Origin of the sequence: Pseudomonas nitroreducens NBRC 12694 (assembly GCF_002091755.1) — a bacterium.
Classification (GTDB): domain Bacteria; phylum Pseudomonadota; class Gammaproteobacteria; order Pseudomonadales; family Pseudomonadaceae; genus Pseudomonas; species Pseudomonas nitroreducens.
Window position 1 is genome coordinate 112,670 of sequence record NZ_BDAI01000008.1, and the last position, 26,014, is coordinate 138,683.

The following is a 26,014-nucleotide window of genomic DNA, read 5'->3' on the forward strand; positions in this document are numbered from 1 at the left end:
ACCATGCTTTGTGCAGGAGTGCATTGTGCGTAAGTTGACCCAGTTCGTCCTGATCACCGCCGCCCTGGCAGCGAGCCCCGCGTTCGCCGACATGAAGATCGCGGTGCTCAACTATCAGATGGCACTCCTCGAGTCGGATGCGGCCAAGCAGTACGCCGTGGACGCCGAGAAGAAGTTCGGCCCCCAACTGACCAAGCTCAAGGCCCTGGAAACCGATGCCAAGGCCTTGCAGGACAAGCTGGTCAATGGTGGCAGCAAGATGTCCAACGCCGAGCGTGAAAAGGCCGAAGGCGACTTCAAGCAGAAGGCCCGCGACTTCCAGTTCCAGTCCAAGGAGCTGAACGAAGCCAAGGCCGTCGCCGACCGCGACATGCTGAAGAAGCTGAAGCCGAAGCTGGACCAGGCTGTGGAGGAAACCATCAAGAAGGGTGGTTTTGACCTCGTGGTCGAGCGTGGTGCCGTGGTCGACGTGAAGCCGCAGTACGACATCACCCGCCAAGTCATCGAGCGCATGAACCAACTGCGCTGATGATGACCGAGCTGTCCTTTACCCTCGCCGAACTGGCCGCGCAGCTCGATGCCGAGTTGCGCGGCGATCCCGCCTTGGTTATTCGCGGGTTGGCTACCTTGCAAGAGGCAGGGGCTGATCAACTCAGCTTCCTGGCCAATCCGCAGTACCGCAAGTTCCTTCCCGACAGCCAGGCCGGTGCCGTCCTGCTGACTGCTGCCGATGCCGAAGGCTTCAGCGGTAATGCACTGGTCGTTGCCAATCCCTACCTGGCCTATGCCGGCCTGTCCCACCAGTTCGACCGCAAGCCCAAGGCAGCGGTTGGCATTCATCCCACTGCCGTGGTCGATGAAGGTGCGCAGGTCGACGCCTCCGCCAGTGTCGGTCCGTATGCCGTGGTCGAAGCAGGCGCGCAGATCGGCGCCAACGTGACCATTGGTGCGCACTGCTTTGTCGGCGCGCGTAGCGTGATCGGCGAGGGCGGCTGGTTGGCGCCCCGCGTAACGCTCTACCACGACGTGCGCATCGGCAAGCGCGTGGTGATCCAGTCGGGTGCCGTGCTGGGTGGCGAGGGCTTCGGCTTCGCCAACCACCAGGGTGTCTGGCAGAAGATCGCGCAGATCGGCGGCGTCACCCTGGGTGATGACGTCGAGATCGGTGCCAACACCACCATCGACCGTGGTGCGCTGTCCGATACCATCGTGGGCAATGGCGTAAAGCTGGATAACCAGATCATGATCGCCCACAACGTGCAGATCGGTGACCACACCGCCATGGCCGGCTGCTGCGGGATTTCCGGCAGCGCCAAGATCGGCAAGCACTGCATGCTCGCCGGTGGTGTCGGCCTGGTCGGCCACATCGAGATCTGCGACAACGTCTTCGTCACCGGCATGACCATGGTGACCCGCTCGATCACCGAGCCGGGCTCCTATTCCTCCGGTACCGCCATGCAGCCTGCGGCTGAATGGAAGAAGAGTGCCGCGCGCATTCGTCAGCTGGATGACATGGCCCGTCGTCTGCAGCAGCTGGAAAAGCGCCTGGCCGCCGTGACCCCAAGCGGAGACGCTCCATCAGATGCGTGATCCACGCATTTTTGGCGTTTCCCTTTTCTGAACAGGCTCCCCTGAACATGATGGACATCAACGAGATTCGCGAATACCTGCCTCATCGCTACCCCTTCCTGCTGGTGGATCGGGTGGTCGAGCTGGACATCGAAGGCAAGCGCATTCGCGCCTACAAGAATGTCAGCATCAACGAGCCGTTCTTCAATGGCCACTTCCCGCAGCATCCGATCATGCCGGGCGTGCTGATCATCGAGGCCATGGCCCAGGCCGCCGGCATCCTCGGCTTCAAGATGCTCGACGTGAAGCCGGCCGATGGCACCCTGTACTACTTCGTCGGTTCCGACAAGCTGCGCTTCCGCCAGCCGGTGTTGCCGGGGGACCAGCTGCAGCTCAACGCCCAGTTCCTCAGCGTCAAGCGTGGCATCTGGAAGTTCGACTGCAACGCCACCGTGGACGGTAAGCCGGTTTGCTCGGCTGAAATCATCTGTGCGGAACGCAAACTATGAGTTTGATCGATCCTCGCGCCATCATCGACCCGCGCGCAAAGCTGGCTGACGACGTAGAAGTGGGCCCCTGGTCCATGGTCGGGCCGGATGTGGAGATCGGCGAAGGTACGGTGATCGGTCCCCACGTGGTGGTCAAAGGCCCCACGAAGATCGGCAAGCACAATCGGATTTTCCAGTTCTCCAGCGTGGGTGAAGATACCCCCGACCTGAAGTACAAGGGCGAACCGACTCGCCTGGTGATCGGCGACCACAACGTGATCCGCGAGGGTGTCACCATTCATCGCGGCACTATCCAGGACCGCTCGGAAACCACCATTGGCGACCACAACCTGTTCATGGCCTACGTCCACGTCGGCCATGACAGTGTGATCGGCAACCATTGCATCCTGGTGAACAACACCGCGCTGGCGGGTCATGTTCACGTGGATGACTGGGCAATCCTCTCCGGTTATACCCTGGTGCATCAGTTCTGCCGTATCGGTGCCCACGCCTTCTCGGGCATGGGAACCACCATCGGCAAGGACGTCCCGGCCTATGTCACGGTCTTCGGCAACCCGGCCGAGGCCCGCAGCATGAACTTCGAGGGCCTGCGCCGTCGTGGTTTCAGCGCCGAGTCGATCCAGGCGCTGCGCCGGGCCTACAAGGTGGTCTACCGCCAGGGCCTGACGGTGGACGAGGCGCTGGCCGAACTGGCTGAAGCCTCCGCGCAGTTCCCGGAAGTCGCGGTGTTCCGCGATTCCATCCAGAGCTCCACCCGCGGCATCACTCGCTGACCATGCAAAGCACCGCACGCAAGCTGCGCGTCGCCCTGGTCGCGGGCGAGGCGTCCGGCGATATCCTCGGCTCCGGTCTCATGCAGGCGCTCAGGCAGCGCCACCCCGACATCGAGTTCATCGGTGTCGGCGGCCCGCGCATGGAGGCCGAAGGGCTGGAGTCGCACTTCCCCATGGAACGCCTCTCCGTCATGGGGCTGTTCGAGGTCCTCGGGCGCCTGCGCGAACTGCTGCGCCGGCGCAAGGACCTGGTGCAGATGCTGATCGCGGCGAAGCCGGATGTGTTCATCGGCATCGATGCGCCGGACTTCAACCTGAACATCGAACTGAAGCTGCGCCAAGCAGGCATCCGCACGGTGCACTACGTCAGCCCGTCGGTCTGGGCCTGGCGGCAGAAGCGTGTGCTGAAGATCAAGCAAGCCTGTGACCTGATGCTGGCGCTCTTCCCCTTCGAAGCGCGCTTCTACGAAGAGCATGCGGTGCCGGTGCGCTTCGTCGGCCATCCGCTGGCCAATACCATCCCCCTGGAGGCTGATCGTGCCGGTGCGCGCGAGCGCCTTGGCCTGCCGCAGGTCGCCAGCGTCGTGGCACTTCTGCCTGGCAGTCGGGGAGGGGAGGTCGGCAAGCTCGGCGTGCTGTTCCTGGATACTGCCCAGCGCCTGCTCCAGGATCGCCCCGGCCTGCGTTTCGTGTTGCCCTGTGCCAGTCCCGAGCGTCGCCTGCAGATCGAAGAGATGCTCGCCGGTCGCGATTTGCCGGTGCAACTGCTCGACGGCGCTTCCCACGAGGCCCTCGCCGCCTGCGATGCCGTGCTGATCGCCTCTGGTACTGCCACGTTGGAAGCGCTGCTGTACAAGCGGCCGATGGTCGTTGCCTACAAGGTGGCGCCTATGACCTACCGCATTCTCAAGCGTCTGGTGAAGAGTCCGTACATCTCGCTGCCGAACCTGCTGGCCGGCCGACTGTTAGTGCCGGAACTGATCCAGGATGCGGCGACGCCCGAGGCGCTGGCCGCGACCCTGACGCCGCTGCTCGACGACGGCAGCGTGCAGACCGAACCCTTCGACGCCATCCATCGCGCCCTGCGCCAGGATGCGTCAGCGCAGGCCGCCGAGGCGGTGCTCGCCCTGATGGAGAAACGCTGATGCAGATGGGCCTGGACTTCACCCTTGTCGAAGAGCTGGTCGCCGGTGTTGATGAGGTTGGCCGTGGTCCGCTGTGCGGTCCCGTGGTCACCGCTGCGGTGATTCTCGATCCGGCGCGGCCAATCAACGGGTTGAACGATTCCAAGAAGCTCACCGAAGCCAAGCGGGAAAAGCTCTTCGACGAGATTCGCGAGAAAGCCCTGGCCTGGTGCATCGCCCGAGCGGACGTCCACGAGATCGACCAGCTCAACATCCTTCATGCCACCATGCTCGCCATGCAGCGCGCGGTGGAAGGCCTCAGCGTCACGCCGAAACTGGCGCTGATCGACGGCAATCGTTGCCCGAAACTTAAAGTCCCTTCGGCGCCGGTGGTGCAGGGTGACGCCAAGGTTCCGGCTATCGCCGCGGCCTCGATCCTGGCCAAGGTCAGCCGCGACCGCGAGATGCAGGAAATGGAAGCGCAGTACCCAGGCTACGGCATCGGCGGGCACAAGGGCTACCCGACTCCCGTGCACCTCGAAGCTCTCAAGCGCCTGGGCCCCACGCCCATTCATCGCCGTTCGTTCGGCCCGGTGCGCGCTTTGCTCGAAGACGCCGGCGGCATCCTGTAACGCCCTGTTATTACTCTGAAAATATTCCTGGCAGGCTGTTCTCCGGTGCGTTGACGCAGCGGCTGCGACGGCTGGCCCATTGATCCCTGTAGCTTTGCGGACAGCCCCGGTACAATCCGGGGCTTGCCGTTTTTCGCGTTTGCCAAGGACCACCATGACCGCCACCTTCGTTCACCTGCGTCTGCACACCGAATTCTCCCTGGTCGACGGCCTGGTGCGGGTCAAGCCGCTGATCAAGGCGGTTGGCGGGGCGGGTATGCCGGCGGTGGCGGTGACCGACCTGAGCAACATGTGCTCGCTGGTAAAGTTCTACAAGACGGCCATGGGCGGCGGCATCAAGCCGATTTGCGGCGCCGACATCTGGCTGGCCAACCGCGACGAGGACGGCCCGCTGACCCGCCTGACCCTGCTGGCGATGAACGCCAAGGGCTATCGCAACCTCACCGAGCTGATTTCCCGCGGCTGGCAGGAAGGCCAGCGCAACGGCGAGATCATCATCGAGCGCCAGTGGGTAAAGGAGGCCGCCGAGGGCCTGATCGCGCTGTCCGGCTCCAAGGAAGGCGAGATCGGCTTGGCCCTGCTGGAAGGCGACGATGCCCTGGCCGACTCGCTGCTTGCCGAGTGGCTGGAAGTGTTCCCGGAGCGCTTTTACCTCGACATCCAGCGCACCAACCGCGTCAACGACGAAGAACACGTGCATGCCGCCGTGGCCCTGGCTGAGCGCAGCGGCGCGCCACTGGTGGCGACCAACGACGTGCGCTTCATCAAGCAGGAAGACTTCGAGGCCCATGAGACCCGCGTGTGCATCGGTGAAGGCCGTGCGCTGGACGATCCGCGCCGCTCGCGTCACTACTCTGACCAGCAGTATCTGAAGAGTCCGGCAGAAATGGCCGAGCTGTTCAGCGATATCCCCGAAGCGCTGGAAAACTCCGTCGAGATCGCCAAGCGCTGCAATATCGAGGTGCAACTGGGCAAGTACTTCCTGCCCAACTTCCCGATCCCCTACGACGACATGGATATCAACCAATATCTGCGCCATGTCTCCTACGAGGGCCTGGAGGAGCGCCTGGCGGTGCTGTGGCCGAAGGAAACCACGCCGAACTACGAAGAGAAGCGGCAGATCTACGTTGACCGTCTGGAGTTCGAGCTGGGCACCATTATCCAGATGGGGTTCCCCGGCTACTTCCTGATCGTGATGGACTTCATCAAGTGGGCCAAGAACAACGGCGTGCCTGTCGGCCCCGGCCGGGGTTCGGGGGCCGGTTCGCTGGTCGCCTACGTGCTGAAGATCACCGACCTCGATCCGCTGGCCTACGACCTGCTGTTCGAGCGTTTCTTGAACCCCGAACGTATTTCCATGCCCGACTTCGACGTCGACTTCTGCATGGAAGGCCGCGACCGGGTGATCGACTACGTGGCCGGCGCCTACGGCCGCAATGCGGTCAGCCAGATTATTACCTTCGGCTCCATGGCCGCGAAGGCGGTGGTGCGTGACGTGGCGCGGGTGCAGGGAAAATCCTACGGCCTGGCCGATAAGCTGTCGAAGATGATTCCCTTCGAAGTGGGCATGACGCTGGAGAAGGCCTTCGAACAGGAGGAAATGCTCCGCGACTTCCTCAAGTCCGACGAGGAAGCCCAGGAAATCTGGGACATGGCGCTCAAGCTGGAAGGTGTCACCCGTGGTACCGGCAAGCACGCCGGTGGCGTGGTGATCGCGCCGACCAAGCTGACCGACTTCGCTCCCATCGCCTGTGACGAGGAGGGCGCCGGCCTGGTGACCCAGTTCGACAAGGACGATGTGGAAGCTGCCGGCCTGGTGAAGTTCGACTTCCTCGGCCTGCGCACCCTGACCATCATCAAATGGGCGATGGAGATCATCCATCGTATCCAGAAGAAGAACGGCGACCCGAATCTGGTCGACATCGACCGCATTCCGCTGGACGACAAGAAGACCTACGACCTGTTGCAGAAGGCTGAAACCACCGCGGTCTTCCAGCTTGAATCGCGTGGCATGAAGGAGCTGATCAAGAAGCTCAAGCCGGACTGTCTGGAAGACCTCATCGCACTGGTGGCGCTGTTCCGTCCCGGTCCGCTGCAGTCGGGCATGGTGGACGACTTCATCAACCGTAAGCATGGTCGCGAAGAGATTTCCTACCCACACCCGGATTACCAGTACGCTGGCCTGGAACCGGTGCTCAAGCCGACCTACGGCATCATCCTGTACCAGGAACAGGTGATGCAGATCGCCCAGGTGATGGCGGGCTACAGCCTCGGTGGTGCGGACATGCTGCGCCGCGCCATGGGCAAGAAGAAGCCCGAGGAAATGGCCAAGCAGCGCGGCGGCTTCATCGAAGGTTGTGCCGGCAACGGCATCGACGCCAACCTCGCGGGCAACATCTTCGATCTGGTGGAAAAGTTCGCCGGCTACGGCTTCAACAAGTCCCACTCGGCCGCCTACGGCCTGGTGTCGTACCAGACCGCCTGGCTGAAGACCCACTGGAAGGCCCCGTTCATGGCTGCGGTACTGACCGCGGATATGCAGAACACCGACAAGGTGGTGACGCTCATCGAAGAGTGCCGCCACATGAAGCTGCGCATTCTTGCGCCGGACGTGAACAACTCCGAGTTCCGCTTCACCGTGGATGAGGACGACCAGATCGTCTACGGCCTGGGCGCGATCAAGGGCGTCGGTGAAGGCCCGGTGGAAGCCATCACCGAGTGCCGCAACGAAGGCGGCCCGTTCAAGAACCTGTTCGACTTCTGCGATCGCATCGATCTCAAACGCGTCAACAAGCGGACCCTGGAAGCGCTGATCCGCGCCGGTGCGCTGGACCGTCTCGGCCCGCACTTCTTTGAGGAGCAGAAGGCCTACCACGCCCACGTCGACATCAACCGCGCCGTGCTGCTGGCCTCCATGGAAGAAGCCGTCAAGGCCGCCGAGCAGACCTCGCGAAGCCATGACAGCGGCCACATGGACCTGTTCGGCGGCGTCTTCGCCGAGCCCGAGGCGGACGTTTACGCCAACCATCGCAAGGTCAAGGAGCTCAACCTCAAGGAGCGCCTGAAAGGCGAGAAGGACACCCTCGGCCTGTACCTGACCGGCCATCCCATCGACGAGTACGAAGGCGAGGTGCGACGTTTTGCCCGCCAGCGCATTGTCGAGCTGAAACCCGCACGGGATACCCAGACTGTCGCCGGCCTGATCGTCAACCTGCGGGTAATGAAGAACAAGCGCGGCGACAAGATGGGCTTCGTGACCCTGGACGACCGCTCCGGCCGCATCGAAGCCTCGTTGTTCGCCGAAGCCTTCGCCGCCAACCAGGCGCTGCTGCAGACCGATGCGCTGGTGGTGATCGAGGGCGAAGTCAGTCAGGACGATTTCTCCGGCGGCCTGCGCCTGCGCGCCAAGCGCGTGATGGGCCTGGAAGAGGCCCGCACGTCGCTGGCCGAGAGCCTGCGCGTGCGCGTGCATGCCGATGCGCTCAAGGGCGATCGCCTGCGCTGGCTGGCCGATCTGTGCACCCGCCACCGGGGCAGTTGTCCGGTCACCGTCGACTACAGTGGCGAGTCGGCACGCGCGCTGCTGCAGTTCGGCGAGCAGTGGCGGATCGACCCGGCAGACAACCTGATTCAAGCGCTGCGTGACCAGTTCGGCCGCGACAACGTCTTCCTGAACTACCGCTAGCGTGGCGGTGGCCAAACGCCGCCCGCTCGCCAGTCTCGACCCTCGGCGCCCGATACCGTAAGGTAGGGCGCCTACGGACCAGGCCCAGCCGCCAACAGAACGACGGATAGCCCATGAACCCGAATTTTCTCGATTTCGAACAGCCCATTGCCGACCTGCACGCCAAGATCGAAGAGCTGCGGTTGGTCGGTAACGACAACGCCCTGAACATCACCGACGAAATCTCCCGTCTTCAGGAAAAGAGCAAGGCGCTGACCGAGAACATCTTCGGCAACCTGTCCAGCTGGCAGATCGCCCAGCTCGCTCGCCATCCGCGTCGTCCCTATACCCTCGACTACATCGAGCACATCTTCACCGAGTTCGAAGAGCTGCACGGTGATCGTCACTTCGCCGATGACGCCGCCATCGTCGGCGGCGTTGCTCGCCTGGAAGACCAGCCGGTGATGATCATCGGTCACCAGAAGGGCCGCGAAGTTCGCGAGAAGGTCCGTCGCAACTTCGGCATGCCGCGCCCGGAAGGCTACCGCAAGGCCTGCCGCCTGATGGAAATGGCCGAACGCTTCAAGATGCCGATCCTGACCTTCATCGACACCCCCGGCGCCTACCCGGGCATCGACGCCGAAGAGCGTGGCCAGAGCGAGGCCATCGCCTGGAACCTGCGTGTCATGGCGCGCCTGAAGACCCCGATCATTGCTACCGTGATTGGCGAAGGTGGTTCGGGCGGTGCGCTGGCCATCGGCGTGTGCGACCAGCTGAACATGCTGCAGTACTCCACCTATGCGGTGATCTCGCCCGAAGGTTGCGCCTCGATTCTCTGGCGTACCGCCGAGAAAGCACCGGAAGCGGCCGAGGCCATGGGCATCACCGCCAACCGCCTGAAGGATCTGGGTATCGTCGACAACGTTATCCCGGAGCCGCTGGGCAGCGCCCACCGCGACCCGGCCGCCATGGCCGAGACCATCCGCAATTCCCTGCTCGGCCAGCTCGACACCCTGGGCCAACTAAGTACCGAAGAGCTCCTTGCGCGCCGCTACGAGCGCCTGATGAGCTACGGTGTCGCCTGATCAACGCATTCGGCGCAGTGCGGGTGACGAGGTATCCTTGCCTCGTCCCCGACCCTGCCGACCTGCGCCATGTCTGCTGAATTCGAATCCCGACTGCTGAGTCTCCTCGCTCCCTGGTGTGCTGCGCCGGCTTGGCACGTTGCCTTTTCCGGCGGGCTGGATTCCACCGTCCTGCTGCATCTCCTGGCCGGGCTGGCCCGCCGGCAACCCGTGCCTCCTCTCTCCGCCATTCACGTTCACCACGGCCTGCAGGCCGTCGCTGACGCTTGGCCGGAACATTGTCAGCGGTTCTGCGATGGTATCGGTGTGCCCTTGCGGGTGACGCGCGTGCAAGTCGATGGTGGTGCAAGCCTAGAGCGCGCGGCGCGGGAGGCGCGTTATGCGGCTTTCACCGCGGCGCTGGGGGAGGGGGAATGCCTGCTGACCGGGCAGCACCGTGACGACCAGGCCGAAACCGTTCTTTTCCGGCTTTTCCGTGGTGCCGGAGTGCGCGGCTTGTCCGGAATGGCCGCTTGTCGACCGTTGGGGGCTGGGATGCTGTTGCGTCCGTTGCTGGGCATCAGTCGCGCGGAGCTGGAGAGGTACGCCCGTCGCCATGGGCTGGGTTGGGTCGACGATCCGTCCAATGCTTGCGACGACTTCGACCGCAACTATCTGCGCAACCACGTTGTGCCGGGCATCGTCCAGCGCTGGCCGTCGGCGGTGGAGACCATCGCCCGCAGTGCCGAGCACCTGGCGGAGGCCGATGGGCTGCTCGCCGAACTGGCGCAGAACGACCTGGTGTCGGCCGGAGCCCGAGACGAATACATCGGTATGCAATTGCCCTCACTGGCCGTCGCCGCACTGGCGCAGCTGAGCGAGCCACGCCAGCGCAATGCCCTGCGCCACTGGCTCGCGCCCCTGGCGCGCTTGCCGGACAGTGCCCACTGGGTCGGTTGGCGGGACCTGCGCGATGCTCGCGAAGACGCCGAGCCGATCTGGCGCCTTGCCGATGGCGAGCTGCGCCGTGCCCACGGTCGGCTCTGGTGGCTGGCCAATCCCTGGCTGGGTTTCGTACCGGCCAATCAGAGCTGGCGCGACCCTTCGCAGGTACTTTCGCTGCCGGGCAATGGTGAGTTGCGGTTTGACGGCGAAGCGCCTAAAGGGCCGCTGGAGGTTCGCTACCGGCAGGGCGGAGAAGTGATGGCGCTGGTCGGTCGCGGCAGTCGTGACCTCAAGCGCCTGCTCAACGAAGCAGCGGTGCCGGCTTTCCTGCGCGGCCGTCTGCCGCTGCTCTGGCGAGCCGACGAACTGCTCGGTGTCGCGCTGCTGCCGGGCTTGCGGGTGGAGGCTGGGCAGGGCTGGACCCTGCGCTGGACACCTCCGACGAATGACTCGGGTTTGAGCTGATAGCGGCTTTCCGGTAGACTACGCTCCCGTCTTGTACCGCTCCTGTTGATTCGCCTTCGAATCAGTGGGAGTTCGCTATTTTCACGACGAAGTCGTGAGCCGGGTCTTGTACCCGACACCTTCGCTTCCCCGGCGGCCGAGCCGCCTAAACGCTGACATTCAGGGCTTTTCATGACGCGCTACATCTTCGTCACGGGTGGTGTTGTTTCTTCATTGGGGAAAGGCATCGCCTCGGCTTCCTTGGCTGCCATTCTGGAAGCGCGTGGCCTGAAGATCACGATGCTCAAGCTGGACCCCTACATCAACGTCGACCCGGGCACCATGAGCCCGTTCCAGCACGGTGAGGTGTTCGTCACCCACGACGGCGCTGAGACCGACCTCGATCTGGGCCACTACGAGCGTTTCGTTCGTACCACGATGACCCAGAACAACAACTTCACCACCGGCCGCGTCTACATGGACGTGCTGCGCAAGGAGCGCCGCGGTGACTATCTGGGCGCCACCGTGCAGGTGATCCCGCACATCACCGACGAGATCAAGCGTCGCATCATCAAGGGCGCCGGCGATGCCGATGTGGCCCTGGTTGAAGTCGGCGGTACCGTGGGTGATATCGAATCGCAACCTTTCCTCGAGGCCATCCGCCAGTTGCGCGTGGAGATCGGTTCGCGCCGCGCCATGCTGATGCACCTGACGCTGGTCCCGTACATCGCCACCGCCGGCGAGACCAAGACCAAGCCGACTCAGCACTCGGTCAAGGAACTGCGTTCCATCGGCCTGCAGCCGGACATCCTGATCTGCCGCTCCGACCACCCGGTGGACGTGTCCTCCCGCCGCAAGATCGCCCTGTTCACCAACGTGGAAGAGCGCGCGGTCATCTCGCTGGAAGACGTCGACACCATCTACCGCATTCCGTCGGTACTGCACGCCCAGGGCGTGGACGACCTGGTCGTCGAGCGCTTCGGCCTCGAGTGCGGCCCGGCCGACCTGTCCGAGTGGGACCGCGTGGTCGACGCCAAGCTCAACCCCGAGCGTGAAGTCACCATCGCCATGGTCGGCAAGTACATGGAACTGCTCGACGCCTACAAGTCGCTGATCGAAGCCATGACCCACGCCGGCATCCAGAGCCGCACCAAGGTCAACCTGCGCTACATCGACTCCGAGGACATCGAGCAGCAGGGCACCAGCCTGCTCGAAGGCGCCGACGCCATCCTGGTTCCGGGCGGCTTCGGCCTGCGCGGCGTGGAAGGCAAGATCACCGCCGTGCAGTACGCCCGTGAGAACAAGGTCCCGTACCTGGGCATCTGCCTGGGCATGCAGGTGGCTGTCATCGAGTACGCCCGCAACGTGCTGGGCTGGACCGATGCCAACTCCACCGAGTTCGACAAGTCCAGCGGCCACCCGGTCGTCGGCCTGATCACCGAATGGCAGGACGCTACCGGCGCCACCGAAGTGCGCACCGAGGCTTCCGACCTGGGCGGCACCATGCGCCTGGGCGCCCAGGAGTGCCTGCTGTCCGCCGGCACCCTGGTGCACGATTGCTACGGCAAGGAAGTGATCGTCGAGCGTCACCGTCACCGCTACGAAGTGAACAACAACCTGCGTCCGCAACTGGAAGCTGCCGGCCTGAAGATCTCCGGCCGCTCCGGCGACGGCGCGCTGGTCGAAGTGGTCGAGGCTCCGGATCATCCGTGGTTCGTCGCCTGCCAGTTCCACCCGGAATTCACCTCCACCCCGCGTGATGGCCACCCGCTGTTCAGCGGCTTCGTCAATGCCGCCCTGAAACAAGCCGGGAAAGCCTGAACATGACCCAGAAGATCATCCGCGTCGGTGATATCCAGATCGGCAACGACCTGCCGTTCGTGCTGTTTGGCGGCATGAACGTGCTGGAGTCGCGCGACCTGGCGATGCAGGTCTGCGAAGAGTACGTGAAGGTGACCGAGAAGCTCGGCATCCCTTATGTGTTCAAGGCCAGCTTCGACAAGGCCAACCGTTCCTCGATCACCTCGTTCCGTGGTCCGGGCATGGAAGAAGGGCTGAAGATCTTCGAAGAGATCAAGAAGACCTTCAAGGTGCCGGTCATCACCGACGTGCACGAGCCCTACCAGGCCGCCCCGGTGGCCGAGGTCTGCGACATCATCCAGTTGCCGGCCTTCCTGTCGCGGCAGACCGACCTGGTCGTGGCCATGGCCAAGACCAATGCGGTGATCAACATCAAGAAGGCCCAGTTCCTTGCACCGCAGGAGATGAAGCACATCCTGCGCAAGTGCGAGGAAGCAGGTAACGACCAGCTGATCCTCTGCGAGCGTGGCTCCTCCTTCGGGTACAACAACCTGGTGGTGGACATGCTCGGCTTCGGCATCATGAAGCAGTTCGAGTACCCGGTGTTCTTCGACGTGACCCATGCCCTGCAGATGCCGGGTGGTCGCGCCGATTCCGCTGGCGGCCGCCGCGCCCAGGTCACCGACCTGGCCAAGGCCGGCATGAGCCAGGGCCTGGCTGGCCTGTTCCTGGAGGCCCATCCGGACCCCGAGAACGCCAAGTGCGACGGTCCATGCGCCCTGCGCCTGAACAAGCTCGAGCCTTTCCTGTCCCAGCTCAAGCAGTTGGACGACCTGGTCAAGAGTTTCCCCATTATCGAGACTGCCTGAGACTCGGCTCGATGCCTGCCGCGCTGAGCACGGCAGGTCATCGAGCCGATTCTGATGTCTCACCAGCCGCCCCGTTTATCTCTATCTTCGGAGTGTTATCAAGAATGGCAAAGATCGTCGACATCAAGGGCCGTGAGGTCCTGGACTCCCGCGGCAACCCGACCGTTGAAGCGGACGTGATCCTGGACAACGGCATCGTCGGCAGCGCTTGCGCCCCGTCCGGTGCATCCACCGGTTCCCGCGAGGCGCTCGAACTGCGCGATGGCGACAAGAGCCGTTACCTGGGCAAGGGCGTGCTGAAAGCCGTGGCCAACATCAATGGCCCGATCCGCGACCTGCTGCTGGGCAAGGACGCGGCTGACCAGAAAGGTCTGGATCACGCGATGATCGACCTCGACGGCACCGAGAACAAAGGCAAGCTGGGCGCCAACGCCATCCTCGCCGTGTCCCTGGCCGCCGCCAAGGCCGCTGCCCAGGCCAAGGGTGTGCCGCTGTACGCGCACATCGCCGACCTGAACGGCACCCCGGGCCAGTACTCCATGCCGGTTCCGATGATGAACATCATCAACGGCGGCGAGCACGCCGACAACAACGTCGACATCCAGGAGTTCATGGTCCAGCCGGTTGGCGCCAAGAACTTCGCCGACGCCCTGCGCATGGGCGCCGAGATCTTCCACCACCTCAAAGCCGTGCTGAAAGCCCGTGGCCTGAACACCGCCGTGGGTGACGAAGGTGGCTTCGCGCCGAACCTGGCTTCCAACGAAGACGCCCTGGCCGCCATCGCCGAAGCCGTCGCCAACGCCGGCTACAAGCTGGGCGATGACGTGACCCTGGCCCTGGACTGTGCCTCCTCCGAGTTCTTCAAGGACGGCCAGTACGACCTCGAAGGCGAAGGCAAGGTATTCAGCGCCGAAGGTTTCGCCGACTACCTGGCGGGCCTGACCCAGCGCTACCCGATCATCTCCATCGAAGACGGCATGGACGAGTCCGACTGGGCTGGCTGGAAAGTCCTGACCGACAAGATCGGCGAGAAGGTGCAACTGGTCGGCGACGACCTGTTCGTGACCAACACCAAGATCCTCAAGCGCGGCATCGACGAGAAGATCGGCAACTCGATCCTGATCAAGTTCAACCAGATCGGCTCGCTGACCGAGACCCTGGAAGCCATCCAGATGGCCAAGGCCGCCGGCTTCACCGCGGTGATCTCGCACCGTTCGGGCGAAACCGAGGACAGCACCATCGCTGACCTGGCAGTCGGCACCGCCGCTGGTCAGATCAAGACCGGCTCCCTCTGCCGCTCCGACCGCGTATCCAAGTACAACCAGCTGCTGCGTATCGAAGAGCAACTGGGCGCCAAGGCGCCGTACCGTGGTCGCGCGGAATTCCGCGGCTGATCCGAGTCTGGTACGGTGAAGGGGTGGCAGAAGCCACCCCTTTGCGTATAGGGAGCTGAAGGTTTGAGGTTACGTAGCCCTTACTGGCTGTTCGTCGTGCTGATCCTGGCGCTGGCCGGCCTGCAGTATCGCCTGTGGGTTGGCGATGGCAGCCTGGCGCAGGTGCGCGACCTGCAGAAGCAGATCGCCGACCAGCAGGGCGAGAACGAGCGCCTGCTCGAACGTAACCGCATCCTCGAGGCGGAAGTCGCCGAGCTCAAGAAAGGCACCGAGACCGTCGAGGAGCGTGCCCGTCACGAACTCGGCATGGTCAAGGACAAGGAAACCCTCTACCAGCTCGCGCAATGACCACTCCCGCCTTCTGGGCCATCATCCCGGCCGCCGGCATCGGTTCGCGGATGCGCGCCGACCGCCCCAAGCAATACCTCGACCTTGCCGGTCGCAGCATTCTCGAGCGCACCCTCGACTGTTTCCTCGGTCATCCCCGCCTGAAGGGACTCGTGGTGTGCCTGGCCGCCGACGATCCCTGGTGGCCGACCCTGCCCAGCGCTTCCAATGAGCTGATCCAGTGCGCCGATGGCGGCCGCGAGCGCGCCGATTCCGTGCTCAACGGCCTGCTGCGTCTGACCGAACTGGGCGCCACGCCGGACGACTGGGTACTGGTGCACGACGCCGCTCGCCCGAACCTGGCGCGTACCGACCTGGACCGCCTGCTGGAAGAGCTGGAGTTCGACGCCGTAGGCGGCCTGCTCGGCGTGCCCGCGCGGGACACCTTGAAGCGCGTCGGCGCCGATGGCCGCGTGGTCGAAACCATCGATCGCAGCGTGGTCTGGCAGGCCTACACCCCGCAGATGTTCCGTCTCGGCGCCCTGCACCGCGCGCTCGCCTATGCGCTGGTGGCCGACGCGGCCATCACCGATGAGGCGTCTGCCATGGAGTGGGCGGGCTATGCGCCGCGCATGGTGGAAGGGCGGGTGGACAACATCAAGGTCACCACCCCGGAAGACCTGCAGCGCCTGCAGCGTAGCTTCGCCAAGCACTGATTATTGCTGGCCGGCACTTGACCGGTCGCGGCATATCCGACCTCTGTAGGAGCGAGCTGGCTCGCGAACTTGGCCAGCACTGAAGTCGCCGGAAACCTTGTTCGCGAGCAAGCTCGCTTCTACAGACTGCGCCCTGGGCCGAACCCTTGGAGCGGGCTCTGTCCGCGATAGGTTCGAGTCGCGTCGGAAGCCCGTCGCGGACGGAGTCCGCTCTTACAAGAGCAGCTTCAGCCCAGTAGCGGTACTTCGATCAGGAAGCGGAACAGCGCGCCGTGCTGCTCCACTGCCAGGCAATGATAGCCATGACGCCGGGTGTCTTCCGGAATGCCATGGACCGACTGCGAGCAGTCGGTGACCACTTCCAGCAGATCGCCCGGCTTGAGCGTCTCCAGAGTTTCCAGGGTGGCGATGGCGTTGTACGGGCAGTGTTCGCCGCGCAGGTCAAGCGACAGCGTCGGCGTCTTGGTTTCGGACATCGTTGGTCTTCCGTCTACGAGTGAAGCGCTGCGCGTTGAGCTGCACCAGCAGCATGCACAGCGCGAGGCCGGCGAAAGTGATCAGCAGGCCGCCGCCGGGGCCGAACTCCTGCAGCAGATTGAGCTTGGGATAAGGCAGCGCGAGGCTGGTGCCGAGCTGGTCCCAGAACACCGCGACCAGGGTGCCGCCGATCACGTTGCCGACGCCGACCACCCAGAAATGCACCTGGCCTTCCATCGAGCGGTACATCCAGCCGGTCTCGCAGCCGCCGGCCAGCACGATGCCGATGCCGAACAGCACGCCACCGATCACGGCGTTCGGTCCCATCCAGAAGATCTTCGGCGGCAGGCCGTTGTGGATCGCCGCGAAAGTGCCGATGCAGGCAGCGGCCATGCCCAGCAGGATGCCCAGTGCGGCCTGGGTCCGGCCGGTGGTCCAGAGGTCGCGGGCGGCGCTGGTGAAGCAAATCTGCGCGCGCTCGATCAGGCCGCCGAACAGCAGGCCGAACAGGCAGGCCATGCCCAGCACCAGCGAGACTTCGAAGCGCCAGGCAGCGAACAGCGCGGCGAGCGCCAGTACGCCCATGCCCAGGCGCCATTGCAGTTTGGCACGGCGAGCGAGGGCTTCGGCACTCGGCAGGGCTGCCGCCTTGCCGCCAACCTTCAACGGAATGCGCAGGAAGGGCAGCAGGCTGATCTTCACGCCGAACCAGGCGCCGATCACGGTGGAGAACATGAAGGCCCAGGCGTGCACCGAGAACATCGGGATACCGGTGAAGAAGGCTGCCAGGTTGCAGCCCATCGCCAGGCGTGCGCCGAAGCCGGCAATCACGCCGCCTATCAAGCCCTGCAGCAGGCGGCGCTTGCTGGTCGGCCAGCGCAGGCTGACGTTACCGGCCCAGAGCGCACAGACCAGCGCGCCGAGGAACATGCCGATGATCATCACGCCATCGATGCGATCCAGCGGCGTGCCCTGCAGGCCGATGATCTTGAAGTAGCTCCATTCCTGCGGCTGCAGGCCGAACCAGGACAGTATGTGGCCGCCCCAGCGGGTGAACTCGCCGGTGACGGCCCAGAAGGTGCCGGTCATGGCGAAGTAGTAAGCCGAGATGACACCCAGGGCGACCAGGGTTGGCAGTGGCGACCAGAAGCGCAGCAGAAAACGCTCGCGGAAGGAAGAAAGGGCTGACATCTCGTCGTCCTTGATCCGAAGGGTGGGAAACCGCCCATTCTAGCCAAGGCCACTTTCAGCCGCTTGCTTCATGGCAAAGGAGCGGGCTGAAGATGCTGTAGGCCTTCCTTGAGGTGATCCACCAGTTGCCGCACCTTGGGCGACAGGTGCCGCTGCTGTGGATAAAGCGCCCAGACCCCGGTATTGGGCGGCTGATGTTGGTCCAGCAAGGAAACCAGGCGGCCGCTGCGCAGGTGTTCCAACACATAGTAATCCGGCAGTTGGCACAGGCCGAAGCCGCGCAACGCCGCGTCCAGCACCGCCTGGCCGCTGTTGCAGCGCCAGTTGCCCTGCACCCGGTGCTGGGTTTCGCGGCCGTCCTCGAGGAAACTCCACTGGTCGCTGCTGCCCACCAGGCAATTGTGTTGCGCGAGCTCTGCCACACTGTGTGGCGCGCCGTGGTGGGCGAGGTAGCCCGGCGTTGCACAGAGGTACATCACCCTCGGCGCCAGACGGGTTGCCACCAGCCGGGAGTCGCTCAGGCGCCCCAGGCGGATCGCCAGGTCGAAGCCTTCGTGGAACAGGTCGAGTTGGCGGTTGGACAGCTCTATCTCCACGCGCAACTGTGGAAACTGCTCCATGAACCCGTTCACCAGTGGCACCACGAACCGCTCGCCGTAAGCCACCGCGCAGGTCATGCGCAGCAGTCCCTTGGGCTCGGCAGATAGATCGCTCACCGCCCGCAAGGCTTCCTCGCGAGCGTCCTGCAGGCGCCGGCAATGCTGCAGGAAGGTCTGGCCGGCTTCGCTCAGCGTCACCTTTCGGGTGTTGCGGTAAAGCAGGCGCGTCTGCAGGCGCTCCTCCAGCCGCGCGACCTGGCGGCTGACGTGGGATGAAGATACGCCGAGGCGCTCGGCGGCGGCGGTGAACTGACCGGTTTCGGCGACGGCAACGAATTCGTCCAGTCCTTCCCAGCGGTGCATGTGGATTGTCCCTGTATAGCAATAATGTTTTGATTATTGCCTGATTATTCCCTGACAGGAGGTTTTCTACACTTCCAAGGCTTTGGGGCGCACTTTTCGTCGGCCGCCCCGAATGTTCCCCGACGGGGCTCCGGCCCGTCCCGGTTTCTCGGCCGTCGCGCCGAACCCGTCCGCCCCAGGCGGGCGTTGTCGTTTCCTTCGTTCAGGAGTTTCCAGATGATCAAGTCCCGTGCTGCCGTTGCCTTCGCCCCCAACAAGCCGTTGGAAATCGTCGAAGTCGATGTGGCGCCGCCGCAGAAGGGTGAAGTCCTGGTGCGCATCGTCGCCACCGGCGTCTGCCACACCGACGCGTACACCCTGTCCGGCCAGGATTCCGAGGGTGTGTTCCCGTGCATCCTGGGTCATGAAGGCGGCGGTATCGTCGAAGCGGTGGGCGAGGGCGTGACTTCGCTGAAAGTGGGTGACCATGTGATCCCGCTGTACACCGCCGAATGCCGCGAGTGCAAATTCTGCAAATCCGGCAAGACCAACCTCTGCCAGGCCGTGCGTGCCACCCAGGGCAAGGGCCTGATGCCCGATGGCACCAGCCGCTTCTCCTACAAGGGCGAGCCGATCTACCACTACATGGGTTGCTCGACCTTCTCCGAATACACCGTGCTGCCGGAAATCTCCCTGGCGAAGATCCCCGAGGAAGCGCCGCTGGAGAAGGTCTGCCTGCTCGGCTGCGGCGTCACCACAGGCATCGGTGCGGTGCTCAATACCGCCAAGGTGGAGGAGGGCGCTACCGTCGCCATCTTCGGGCTGGGCGGCATCGGCCTGGCGGCGATCATCGGCGCGAAGATGGCCAAGGCCTCGCGCATCATTGCGGTGGACATCAACCCGGCGAAGTTCGATATCGCCAAGGAGTTGGGCGCCACCGATTTCGTCAATCCGAAGGATCACCAGAAGCCGATCCAGGAAGTGATTGTCGAAATGACTGACGGCGGCGTGGACTATTCCTTCGAATGCGTAGGCAACGTCCAGCTGATGCGTGCGGCGCTGGAGTGCTGCCACAAGGGCTGGGGCGAATCCACCATCATCGGCGTCGCCGGTGCCGGCCAGGAAATCAGCACCCGTCCGTTCCAGCTGGTTACCGGGCGCGTCTGGCGCGGTTCCGCCTTCGGCGGCGTGAAAGGCCGCACCGAGCTGCCGAGCTACGTGGAAAAGGCGCAGAAGGGCGAGATCCCGCTGGATACCTTCATCACCCACACCATGGGCCTGGAGAAGATCAACGAAGCCTTCGACCTGATGCATGAAGGCAAGAGCATCCGCTCCGTCATCCACTACTGATCGAACCGCCGGGCGCCTTGTGCGCCCGCCCTCACAGGAGGCTCCATGACGGATTCCATCGAACTGATCAGCAGCCAGAAGAGCTTTGGCGGCTGGCACCAGCGCTATCGCCATCGCTCCGAGACGCTCGGCTGCGAGATGGTCTTTGCGGTCTACCTGCCGCCGCAGGCCGAGCCAGAGGCGGGCCTTCCGGTGCTTTACTGGCTGTCCGGCCTGACCTGCACCGACGAGAACTTCATGCAGAAGGCCGGCGCCCAGCGCGTGGCCGCGGAACTCGGGATTGTGATCGTTGCGCCGGATACCAGCCCGCGCGGCCCGGAAGTGCCGGGCGATCCGGATGGCGCGTGGGACTTCGGCCTTGGTGCCGGCTTCTACGTCAATGCCACGCAAGAACCCTGGGCCCGCCATTACCGCATGCACGACTACGTGGTGCAGGAACTGCCGGCGCTGATCGAGGCGAACTTCCCAGTTTCCCGGAAACGCGGCATCAGCGGGCACTCCATGGGTGGCCATGGCGCATTGATCTGCGCGCTGCGAAATCCGGGGCGCTACCTGTCGCTATCGGCCTTCGCGCCCATTACGCATCCGAGTGACTGCCCATGGGGCCAGAAGGCCTTGGGCCGCTTCCTGGGTGAGGACCCGGCCGCCTGGCGCGAGTGGGATGCAGTGGAACTGCTGGCCCACGCCGGCGAGCGCCTGCCGATCCTGGTGGACCAGGGCGAGCGCGACGACTTCCTCGCCGTGCAACTCAAGCCCGAAGCGCTGCGCGAAGCCGCCGCTGCGGTTGGTCATCCGCTGGACCTGCGCCTGCAGCCCGGTTACGACCACAGCTATTACTTCATTGCGAGCTTCATCGAAGATCACCTGCGCCACCATGCCGCGGCGCTCTGCGGCTGACACCCTGGGCGCAGTGATCCGGTAGAATCGACGCCCTGACATCAACAGGGCGTTTTTTCATGCGTATCGGACATGGCTACGACGTGCACCGCTTCGGCGAGGGAGACTTCATCACCCTTGGCGGCGTGCGTATTCCCCACAAGTTCGGGCTCGTTGCCCACTCCGACGGCGACGTGCTGTTGCACGCGCTTTCCGATGCCTTGCTGGGCGCCTGCGCGCTGGGCGATATCGGCAAGCACTTCCCTGATACCGACCCGCAGTTCAAGGGGGCCGACAGTCGCGCACTGTTGCGCCACGTGCTGAGCCTCGTGGAAGCCAAGGGCTGGAAGGTGGAAAACGTCGACACCACCATCATCGCCCAGGCGCCGAAGATGGCGCCGCACATCCAGAACATGCGCGAGACCATCGCCGCCGACCTGAAGGTCGAACTGGACCAGGTCAACGTCAAGGCCACCACCACCGAGAAACTTGGCTTCACCGGGCGCGAAGAGGGCATCGCGGTCCACGCCGTCGCTTTGCTGGGGCGCGCATGACCGAGTTGGAACTGCTGGGCCCGCGCGCCCATGGCGAAGCTTGCGGGCAGGCTGTGCTCAAGGCGGTGGCCGAAGACTTCCAGGTCGACGAAGTGCTGGATATCCCGCTCTCCGGCGATGGCGAGCATCTGTGGCTGTGGGTGGAGAAACGCGGCCTGAACACCGAGGAAGCGGCGCGCCGTCTCGCCCGTGCCGCGGGCGTCCCGGTGAAGATGATCAGCTATGCCGGTCTCAAGGACCGCCAGGCGCTGACCCGCCAGTGGTTCAGTCTGCACTTGCCGGGGAAGTCCGATCCGGACCTGACTGCCGCCGAGGACGACACTCTGCGAATCCTCGAGCGCAATCGCCATCGCCGCAAACTGCAGCGCGGTGCACATTCGGCCAACGGCTTCACCTTGCGCCTGACCGAGCTGCAGGCACAGCGCGAGCAGCTCGAAGCGCGCCTGAAGGCCATCGTGGCCCAGGGCGTACCGAACTACTTCGGCACCCAGCGCTTCGGCCATGGTGGCGGCAACGTCTTCGATGCTCGTGGCTTCGCCGAGCGCGGCAAGCTGCCGGAGCATCGCAACATGCGCTCGCGCCTGCTCTCGGCAGCGCGCAGCTATGTCTTCAACCAGGTGCTGGCTCGCCGGGTGGCCGAAGGCACCTGGAACCAGGCGCTGGTCGGCGACCTGTTGGCGTTCACCGACAGCCGCAGCTTCTTCCCCGCCGGCGAAGCGGAATGCTCCGACCCGCGTCTCGCCGCACTCGACCTGCACCCCACCGGCCCCATGTGGGGCGAGGGTGATTCACCCGCGGCGAACCGGCCGGGAGATATCGAACGCAGCGTGCAGCAAGCGGAGATGGCGCTTTGCCAGTGGCTCGCCAGTGCGGACATGGCGCACGAACGGCGCATTCTGCGCCTCCCCATCCCGGGCCTTACATGGCATTATCCCGCCCCTGACATTCTGCAACTGGAATTCGTCCTGCCGGCTGGCTGCTTCGCCACCGTGGTAGTGCGCGAGCTGATCGACCTCGTGCCGGCAGGGCAGACGGAAAGCCCATGCGCATATTGATTGCCAACGACGACGGGGTCACTGCACCCGGTATCGCCGCGCTTCACGACGCGCTGTCCGATTATGCGGACTGCATCGTGATCGCCCCGGAAGCCGATCGTAGCGGAGCGAGTAGTTCGCTGACGCTGGATCGGCCGCTGCATCCCCATCGCCTGGGCAATGGTTTCATCAGCCTCAACGGCACTCCGACCGACTGCGTGCACCTGGGCCTCAACGGTCTGCTCGAAGAAGTGCCGGAGATGGTCGTCTCGGGTATCAATCTCGGCGCCAACCTGGGCGATGACGTGCTCTACTCGGGTACCGTGGCCGCAGCCCTGGAAGGGCGTTTCCTGTCCCGGCCGGCCTTCGCCTTCTCGCTGTGTTCGCGCTTGACGGACAACCTGCCGGCCGCGATGCATTTCGCCCGCCTGCTGGTGGAGTCCCACGAGAAGCTCGATCTGCCGCCGCGTACCGTGCTCAACGTGAATATCCCCAACCTGCCGCTGGAGCGCATCAAGGGCATCCAGCTGACTCGCCTGGGGCATCGTGCTCGCGCCAAGCCGCCGGTCAAGGTGGTCAACCCGCGCGGCAAGGAAGGCTACTGGATTGCCGCCGCCGGCGACGCCGAAGACGGCGGCGAGGGCACCGATTTCCATGCCGTCATGCAGGGGTACGTGTCGATTACGCCACTGCAGATGGACCGGACCTTCCGGGAGGCGTTCAATGTCCTTGGCGACTGGCTCGGAGGGCTCGACCATGGCCAATGAATTGTCCCGCCGCGGCGGCATCGGCATGACCTCCCAGCGTACCCGTGAGCGGCTGATCCAGCGTTTGTACGAAGAGGGGCTGTCCAACGCCCACGTGCTGGAAGTAATCCGCCGTACCCCGCGCCATCTGTTCGTCGATGAAGCGCTGTCGCACCGCGCCTACGAAGATACCGCGCTGCCCATCGGGCACAACCAGACCATTTCGCAGCCCTTCATGGTGGCGCGGATGACCGAGTTGCTGCTGGCTGCTGGTCCGTTGGACAAGGTCCTGGAGATCGGCACCGGCTCCGGGTACCAGACCGCCGTGCTGTCGCAACTGGTGGAGCGGGTATTCTCCGTCGAGCGCATCCAGGCCCTGCAGGACCGCGCCAAGGAGCGACTTGCGGAGCTAAACCTGAGAAATGTTGTCTTTCGTTGGGGCGATGGCTGGGAAGGTTGGCCCGCCCTGGCGCCTTACAACGGCATCATCGTCACCGCAGCTGCGGCCGAGGTCCCGCAGGCATTGCTGGACCAGCTGGCGCCCGGGGGGCGGCTGGTGATTCCGGTAGGCGGTGGCGAGGTGCAGCAACTGATGCTGATCGTCCGCACCGAGGATGGCTTCCAGCGGCAGGTGCTGGACTCCGTCCGCTTTGTCCCGCTGCTCAACGGTCCGCTAGGCTGAGAGCAGGCCGGTCAAGGCTGCGGTTACTGCCGGCCAGTGAGGCTGGACGTCAATTCATGGATAAGGGGGATGGGTGAGCTTGACAGCGACCCTGTGTCAACGGAACTGGATCAAGGGCCTGGGCCACGCTGTGGTGGCCATTGCCGTCTGCTCTCTGCTGGCGGCCTGTTCTTCGACTTCGCGCAGTACCACAACCGTGGTGGACCGCAACGCCCAGCAGAAGCCGGCTGTTACCAGTGGCCAATATGTGGTGCGCCCCGGTGACACGTTGTACTCCATCGCCTTCCGCTATGGCTGGGACTGGAAAGCCCTGGCTGCGCGCAACAACATCTCCGCGCCCTATACCATTCGCCCAGGCCAGGCCATTCGCTTTGACGGCGGATCGACGGCTGCGCCGTCTGTCGCCAAAGGTGCTACGCCTGTCGCGCCAGTTGTTGTCAACAAACCGACATCTACCCCGGCGACCGCCAGCAAACCGACCACGCCCGCCGTCACCGCACCAGCACAACCGACCGCTAGCGGCGGAACTCCGGCGGTAGCAGCGGGGGCCCCCGGAGGCTGGATCTGGCCAACCAATGGCACGCTTATTGGGCGTTTTGCATCAAACGGCAGTTTGAATAAAGGGATTGATATAGCCGGGCAATTGGGCCAGCCTGTCCTGGCTGCGTCTAATGGCACGGTGGTGTACGCCGGTAGTGGTTTGCGGGGCTACGGCGAACTCGTGATCATCAAGCACAGCGATACCTACGTAAGCGCCTACGGTCACAACCGTAGGTTGCTGGTGCGGGAAGGGCAACAGGTCAAAGTCGGGCAGAACATTGCCGAGATGGGCTCCACAGGGACTGACCGGGTGAAGCTGCACTTCGAGATTCGCCGCCAGGGTAAGCCTGTAGATCCGCTGCAATACTTGCCAAGTCGTTGACGGTAGCTGTTCCCCTGCGTGGGTGAGCGGGCCTCGGTGTCCTAAGGATAAGGTCGCACCGGGACTTGTTGTCGAACTCAGCAAGGGATAACGACATGGCACTTAAAAAAGAAGGGCCGGAGTTTGACGTCGATGATGAAGTGCTCCTCCTGGAGCCTGGCATCATCCTCGAAGAATCATTTGCCGAAGAGCAGGTATCGCTTCGAGTCACTCCTAAAGCCACCTCACTCTCCTCTCTCAAGCAACACAAGCACATCGATTACAGCCGCGCGCTCGACGCGACCCAGTTGTATCTGAATGAAATCGGTTTCTCGCCGCTTCTGACCCCGGAAGAGGAAGTCCACTTTGCGCGACTCGCGCAGAAGGGCGACCCGGCCGGCCGGCGACGGATGATCGAAAGCAACCTGCGTCTGGTGGTGAAGATCGCGCGACGGTACGTCAATCGCGGCCTTTCCCTGCTCGACCTGATCGAAGAGGGCAACCTTGGGCTGATCCGCGCGGTGGAGAAATTCGACCCGGAGCGCGGCTTCCGTTTCTCCACCTACGCGACCTGGTGGATTCGTCAGACCATCGAGCGGGCCATCATGAACCAGACCCGCACCATTCGATTGCCGATTCACGTGGTGAAGGAGCTCAACGTTTACTTGCGGGCCGCTCGCGAGCTGACCCACAAACTGGACCACGAGCCGTCGCCCGAGGAAATCGCCAACCTGCTCGAGAAGCCGGTGGAAGAGGTCAAGCGGATGCTCGGTCTGAACGAGCGCGTCACTTCGGTGGACGTCTCTCTCGGCCCTGACTCGGATAAGACGCTGCTCGATACCCTGACCGATGATCGTCCAACCGACCCCTGTGAGTTACTGCAGGACGACGATCTCAGCGAGAGCATCGATCAGTGGTTGTCGGAGCTGACCGATAAGCAGCGCGAGGTGGTGATTCGTCGCTTTGGCCTGCGCGGCCATGAAAGCAGCACCCTTGAGGAGGTTGGCCAGGAAATCGGCCTGACCCGCGAGCGAGTTCGGCAGATCCAGGTTGAGGCCCTCAAGCGTCTGCGCGAGATCCTCGAGAAAAACGGCCTGTCGAGCGACGCGCTGTTCCAGTAGCTGCTAAGTCGACAATGAAGAAGCCCGGATGAATCCGGGCTTTTTTATGCGCTCTGATGTAAGCATTCGCTTACATAGCGTGTGAGTGTTCAGCTTGAAGAGTCGCCAGCTGTGACTTCTATTTTTCTTATATTATTGTTTTTAAAGGATTTTATTTTTATCCCGGCTGCGAGACCGGCTGGGTGCGCGGAAGTGCCCCAGTTGCTGAGTTCCGGCAGGCGGGTAATATCACTCCTGCGTACACGGAAAGGCGCAGACCGGTAAGGATGTCGGTCAGGAGCACCGCGGGAAGCGGTTCATCAGGATGATGA

At 63.8% G+C, this 26,014-nt stretch carries 25 protein-coding genes; 22 read left to right on the forward strand and 3 right to left on the reverse strand.

Translation table 11 applies throughout. The annotated features are described in order from the left end of the window. The first annotated feature begins 25 nt into the window (after positions 1-25). The 14 genes from PNI01S_RS20035 (at position 26) to ispD (ending at position 15,830) form a co-directional block, all read left to right on the forward strand. Positions 26-529 (forward strand): OmpH family outer membrane protein, encoded by a 504-nt coding sequence (locus PNI01S_RS20035; RefSeq protein ID WP_024766077.1) that lies wholly within the window; start codon positions 26-28, stop codon positions 527-529. Next, positions 529-1,590, forward strand: a complete 1,062-nt coding sequence (lpxD, locus tag PNI01S_RS20040) for a UDP-3-O-(3-hydroxymyristoyl)glucosamine N-acyltransferase (protein WP_037009538.1) — start codon at positions 529-531, stop codon at positions 1,588-1,590. Before PNI01S_RS20035 ends, lpxD begins: the two co-directional genes overlap by 1 nt. A gap of 47 nt (positions 1,591-1,637) precedes the next feature. Beyond that, positions 1,638-2,078, forward strand: coding sequence for a 3-hydroxyacyl-ACP dehydratase FabZ (fabZ, locus tag PNI01S_RS20045; protein WP_024766076.1), 441 nt, complete (start codon positions 1,638-1,640; stop codon positions 2,076-2,078). Then, the gene (gene lpxA, locus PNI01S_RS20050; RefSeq protein ID WP_024766075.1) at positions 2,075-2,851 is read left to right on the forward strand and encodes an acyl-ACP--UDP-N-acetylglucosamine O-acyltransferase; all 777 of its coding nucleotides are present in this window, start codon (positions 2,075-2,077) and stop codon (positions 2,849-2,851) included. Before fabZ ends, lpxA begins: the two co-directional genes overlap by 4 nt. A gap of 2 nt (positions 2,852-2,853) precedes the next feature. Next, the gene (gene lpxB, locus PNI01S_RS20055; protein ID WP_084358876.1) at positions 2,854-3,996 is read left to right on the forward strand and encodes a lipid-A-disaccharide synthase; all 1,143 of its coding nucleotides are present in this window, start codon (positions 2,854-2,856) and stop codon (positions 3,994-3,996) included. Continuing rightward, positions 3,996-4,607 carry a ribonuclease HII gene (gene rnhB, locus PNI01S_RS20060; RefSeq protein WP_024766073.1) on the forward strand — a complete coding sequence of 204 codons (612 nt, stop codon included), beginning with the start codon at positions 3,996-3,998 and terminating at the stop codon, positions 4,605-4,607. Before lpxB ends, rnhB begins: the two co-directional genes overlap by 1 nt. Before the next feature lie 154 nt (positions 4,608-4,761). Next, complete coding sequence (gene dnaE / locus PNI01S_RS20065) at positions 4,762-8,292, forward strand: DNA polymerase III subunit alpha (protein WP_024766072.1); 3,531 nt, start codon at positions 4,762-4,764, stop codon at positions 8,290-8,292. 113 nt (positions 8,293-8,405) lie between these two features. Continuing rightward, positions 8,406-9,356: an acetyl-CoA carboxylase carboxyl transferase subunit alpha gene (accA, locus tag PNI01S_RS20070; RefSeq protein WP_065084293.1), complete on the forward strand. Its 951-nt coding sequence runs from the start codon at positions 8,406-8,408 to the stop codon at positions 9,354-9,356. A 69-nt stretch (positions 9,357-9,425) separates the two neighbouring features. Next, positions 9,426-10,745: a tRNA lysidine(34) synthetase TilS gene (tilS, locus tag PNI01S_RS20075; protein ID WP_084358877.1), complete on the forward strand. Its 1,320-nt coding sequence runs from the start codon at positions 9,426-9,428 to the stop codon at positions 10,743-10,745. A gap of 171 nt (positions 10,746-10,916) precedes the next feature. Next, positions 10,917-12,545: a CTP synthase gene (gene pyrG / locus PNI01S_RS20080; RefSeq protein WP_024766069.1), complete on the forward strand. Its 1,629-nt coding sequence runs from the start codon at positions 10,917-10,919 to the stop codon at positions 12,543-12,545. A 2-nt stretch (positions 12,546-12,547) separates the two neighbouring features. Next, positions 12,548-13,393, forward strand: coding sequence for a 3-deoxy-8-phosphooctulonate synthase (gene kdsA, locus PNI01S_RS20085; protein WP_024766068.1), 846 nt, complete (start codon positions 12,548-12,550; stop codon positions 13,391-13,393). A 104-nt stretch (positions 13,394-13,497) separates the two neighbouring features. Beyond that, the gene (eno, locus tag PNI01S_RS20090; RefSeq protein WP_015476278.1) at positions 13,498-14,787 is read left to right on the forward strand and encodes a phosphopyruvate hydratase; all 1,290 of its coding nucleotides are present in this window, start codon (positions 13,498-13,500) and stop codon (positions 14,785-14,787) included. 63 nt (positions 14,788-14,850) lie between these two features. Next, on the forward strand, positions 14,851-15,135 hold the full coding sequence (ftsB, locus tag PNI01S_RS20095) for a cell division protein FtsB (protein WP_017521200.1): 285 nt from the start codon (positions 14,851-14,853) through the stop codon (positions 15,133-15,135). Continuing rightward, on the forward strand, positions 15,132-15,830 hold the full coding sequence (gene ispD, locus PNI01S_RS20100) for a 2-C-methyl-D-erythritol 4-phosphate cytidylyltransferase (RefSeq protein WP_084358878.1): 699 nt from the start codon (positions 15,132-15,134) through the stop codon (positions 15,828-15,830). The genes ftsB and ispD overlap by 4 nt, the downstream gene beginning before the upstream one ends. A gap of 227 nt (positions 15,831-16,057) precedes the next feature. On the opposite strand, the gene yedF is transcribed toward ispD, so the two are convergent. The 3 genes from yedF to PNI01S_RS20115 form a co-directional block, all read right to left on the reverse strand. Further along, positions 16,058-16,306: a sulfurtransferase-like selenium metabolism protein YedF gene (yedF, locus tag PNI01S_RS20105; protein WP_024766066.1), complete on the reverse strand. Its 249-nt coding sequence runs from the start codon at positions 16,304-16,306 to the stop codon at positions 16,058-16,060. Further along, positions 16,272-17,498 (reverse strand): selenium metabolism membrane protein YedE/FdhT, encoded by a 1,227-nt coding sequence (yedE, locus tag PNI01S_RS20110; RefSeq protein ID WP_084358879.1) that lies wholly within the window; start codon positions 17,496-17,498, stop codon positions 16,272-16,274. Before yedE ends, yedF begins: the two co-directional genes overlap by 35 nt. A gap of 68 nt (positions 17,499-17,566) precedes the next feature. Then, positions 17,567-18,460 (reverse strand): LysR substrate-binding domain-containing protein, encoded by an 894-nt coding sequence (locus PNI01S_RS20115; RefSeq protein ID WP_084358880.1) that lies wholly within the window; start codon positions 18,458-18,460, stop codon positions 17,567-17,569. A 216-nt stretch (positions 18,461-18,676) separates the two neighbouring features. Here PNI01S_RS20115 and PNI01S_RS20120 point away from each other — a divergent pair, with 216 nt between their 5' ends. The 8 genes from PNI01S_RS20120 (at position 18,677) to rpoS (ending at position 25,703) form a co-directional block, all read left to right on the forward strand. Beyond that, on the forward strand, positions 18,677-19,789 hold the full coding sequence (locus PNI01S_RS20120; protein ID WP_024766063.1) for an S-(hydroxymethyl)glutathione dehydrogenase/class III alcohol dehydrogenase: 1,113 nt from the start codon (positions 18,677-18,679) through the stop codon (positions 19,787-19,789). 45 nt (positions 19,790-19,834) lie between these two features. After that, entirely contained in the window at positions 19,835-20,686 is an 852-nt protein-coding gene (gene fghA / locus PNI01S_RS20125; protein WP_084358881.1) for an S-formylglutathione hydrolase, read from the forward strand. A gap of 59 nt (positions 20,687-20,745) precedes the next feature. Continuing rightward, complete coding sequence (gene ispF, locus PNI01S_RS20130; protein ID WP_024766061.1) at positions 20,746-21,219, forward strand: 2-C-methyl-D-erythritol 2,4-cyclodiphosphate synthase; 474 nt, start codon at positions 20,746-20,748, stop codon at positions 21,217-21,219. Then, positions 21,216-22,274 carry a tRNA pseudouridine(13) synthase TruD gene (gene truD / locus PNI01S_RS20135; RefSeq protein WP_024766060.1) on the forward strand — a complete coding sequence of 353 codons (1,059 nt, stop codon included), beginning with the start codon at positions 21,216-21,218 and terminating at the stop codon, positions 22,272-22,274. Before ispF ends, truD begins: the two co-directional genes overlap by 4 nt. Beyond that, the gene (gene surE / locus PNI01S_RS20140) at positions 22,262-23,020 is read left to right on the forward strand and encodes a 5'/3'-nucleotidase SurE (RefSeq protein WP_024766059.1); all 759 of its coding nucleotides are present in this window, start codon (positions 22,262-22,264) and stop codon (positions 23,018-23,020) included. Before truD ends, surE begins: the two co-directional genes overlap by 13 nt. A gap of 25 nt (positions 23,021-23,045) precedes the next feature. Next, positions 23,046-23,681 carry a protein-L-isoaspartate(D-aspartate) O-methyltransferase gene (locus PNI01S_RS20145; RefSeq protein ID WP_088418250.1) on the forward strand — a complete coding sequence of 212 codons (636 nt, stop codon included), beginning with the start codon at positions 23,046-23,048 and terminating at the stop codon, positions 23,679-23,681. A 73-nt stretch (positions 23,682-23,754) separates the two neighbouring features. Next, positions 23,755-24,603, forward strand: coding sequence for a peptidoglycan DD-metalloendopeptidase family protein (locus tag PNI01S_RS20150; protein WP_065084298.1), 849 nt, complete (start codon positions 23,755-23,757; stop codon positions 24,601-24,603). Positions 24,604-24,698: 95 nt separating this feature from the next. Then, on the forward strand, positions 24,699-25,703 hold the full coding sequence (rpoS, locus tag PNI01S_RS20155; protein WP_038803400.1) for an RNA polymerase sigma factor RpoS: 1,005 nt from the start codon (positions 24,699-24,701) through the stop codon (positions 25,701-25,703). The last annotated feature ends 311 nt before the right edge of the window (positions 25,704-26,014 follow it).

Coding starts and splice junctions, on each gene's coding strand:
- lpxD (WP_037009538.1), top strand. CDS start 529: ATGATGACCGAGCTGTCCTTTACCCTCGCCGAACTGGCCGCGCAGCTC.
- fabZ (WP_024766076.1), top strand. CDS start 1,638: ATGATGGACATCAACGAGATTCGCGAATACCTGCCTCATCGCTACCCC.
- lpxA (WP_024766075.1), top strand. CDS start 2,075: ATGAGTTTGATCGATCCTCGCGCCATCATCGACCCGCGCGCAAAGCTG.
- lpxB (WP_084358876.1), top strand. CDS start 2,854: ATGCAAAGCACCGCACGCAAGCTGCGCGTCGCCCTGGTCGCGGGCGAG.
- rnhB (WP_024766073.1), top strand. CDS start 3,996: ATGCAGATGGGCCTGGACTTCACCCTTGTCGAAGAGCTGGTCGCCGGT.
- dnaE (WP_024766072.1), top strand. CDS start 4,762: ATGACCGCCACCTTCGTTCACCTGCGTCTGCACACCGAATTCTCCCTG.
- accA (WP_065084293.1), top strand. CDS start 8,406: ATGAACCCGAATTTTCTCGATTTCGAACAGCCCATTGCCGACCTGCAC.
- tilS (WP_084358877.1), top strand. CDS start 9,426: ATGTCTGCTGAATTCGAATCCCGACTGCTGAGTCTCCTCGCTCCCTGG.
- pyrG (WP_024766069.1), top strand. CDS start 10,917: ATGACGCGCTACATCTTCGTCACGGGTGGTGTTGTTTCTTCATTGGGG.
- kdsA (WP_024766068.1), top strand. CDS start 12,548: ATGACCCAGAAGATCATCCGCGTCGGTGATATCCAGATCGGCAACGAC.
- eno (WP_015476278.1), top strand. CDS start 13,498: ATGGCAAAGATCGTCGACATCAAGGGCCGTGAGGTCCTGGACTCCCGC.
- ispD (WP_084358878.1), top strand. CDS start 15,132: ATGACCACTCCCGCCTTCTGGGCCATCATCCCGGCCGCCGGCATCGGT.
- yedF (WP_024766066.1), bottom strand. CDS start 16,306: ATGTCCGAAACCAAGACGCCGACGCTGTCGCTTGACCTGCGCGGCGAA.
- yedE (WP_084358879.1), bottom strand. CDS start 17,498: ATGTCAGCCCTTTCTTCCTTCCGCGAGCGTTTTCTGCTGCGCTTCTGG.
- PNI01S_RS20115 (WP_084358880.1), bottom strand. CDS start 18,460: ATGCACCGCTGGGAAGGACTGGACGAATTCGTTGCCGTCGCCGAAACC.
- PNI01S_RS20120 (WP_024766063.1), top strand. CDS start 18,677: ATGATCAAGTCCCGTGCTGCCGTTGCCTTCGCCCCCAACAAGCCGTTG.
- fghA (WP_084358881.1), top strand. CDS start 19,835: ATGACGGATTCCATCGAACTGATCAGCAGCCAGAAGAGCTTTGGCGGC.
- ispF (WP_024766061.1), top strand. CDS start 20,746: ATGCGTATCGGACATGGCTACGACGTGCACCGCTTCGGCGAGGGAGAC.
- truD (WP_024766060.1), top strand. CDS start 21,216: ATGACCGAGTTGGAACTGCTGGGCCCGCGCGCCCATGGCGAAGCTTGC.
- surE (WP_024766059.1), top strand. CDS start 22,262: ATGCGCATATTGATTGCCAACGACGACGGGGTCACTGCACCCGGTATC.
- PNI01S_RS20145 (WP_088418250.1), top strand. CDS start 23,046: ATGACCTCCCAGCGTACCCGTGAGCGGCTGATCCAGCGTTTGTACGAA.
- rpoS (WP_038803400.1), top strand. CDS start 24,699: ATGGCACTTAAAAAAGAAGGGCCGGAGTTTGACGTCGATGATGAAGTG.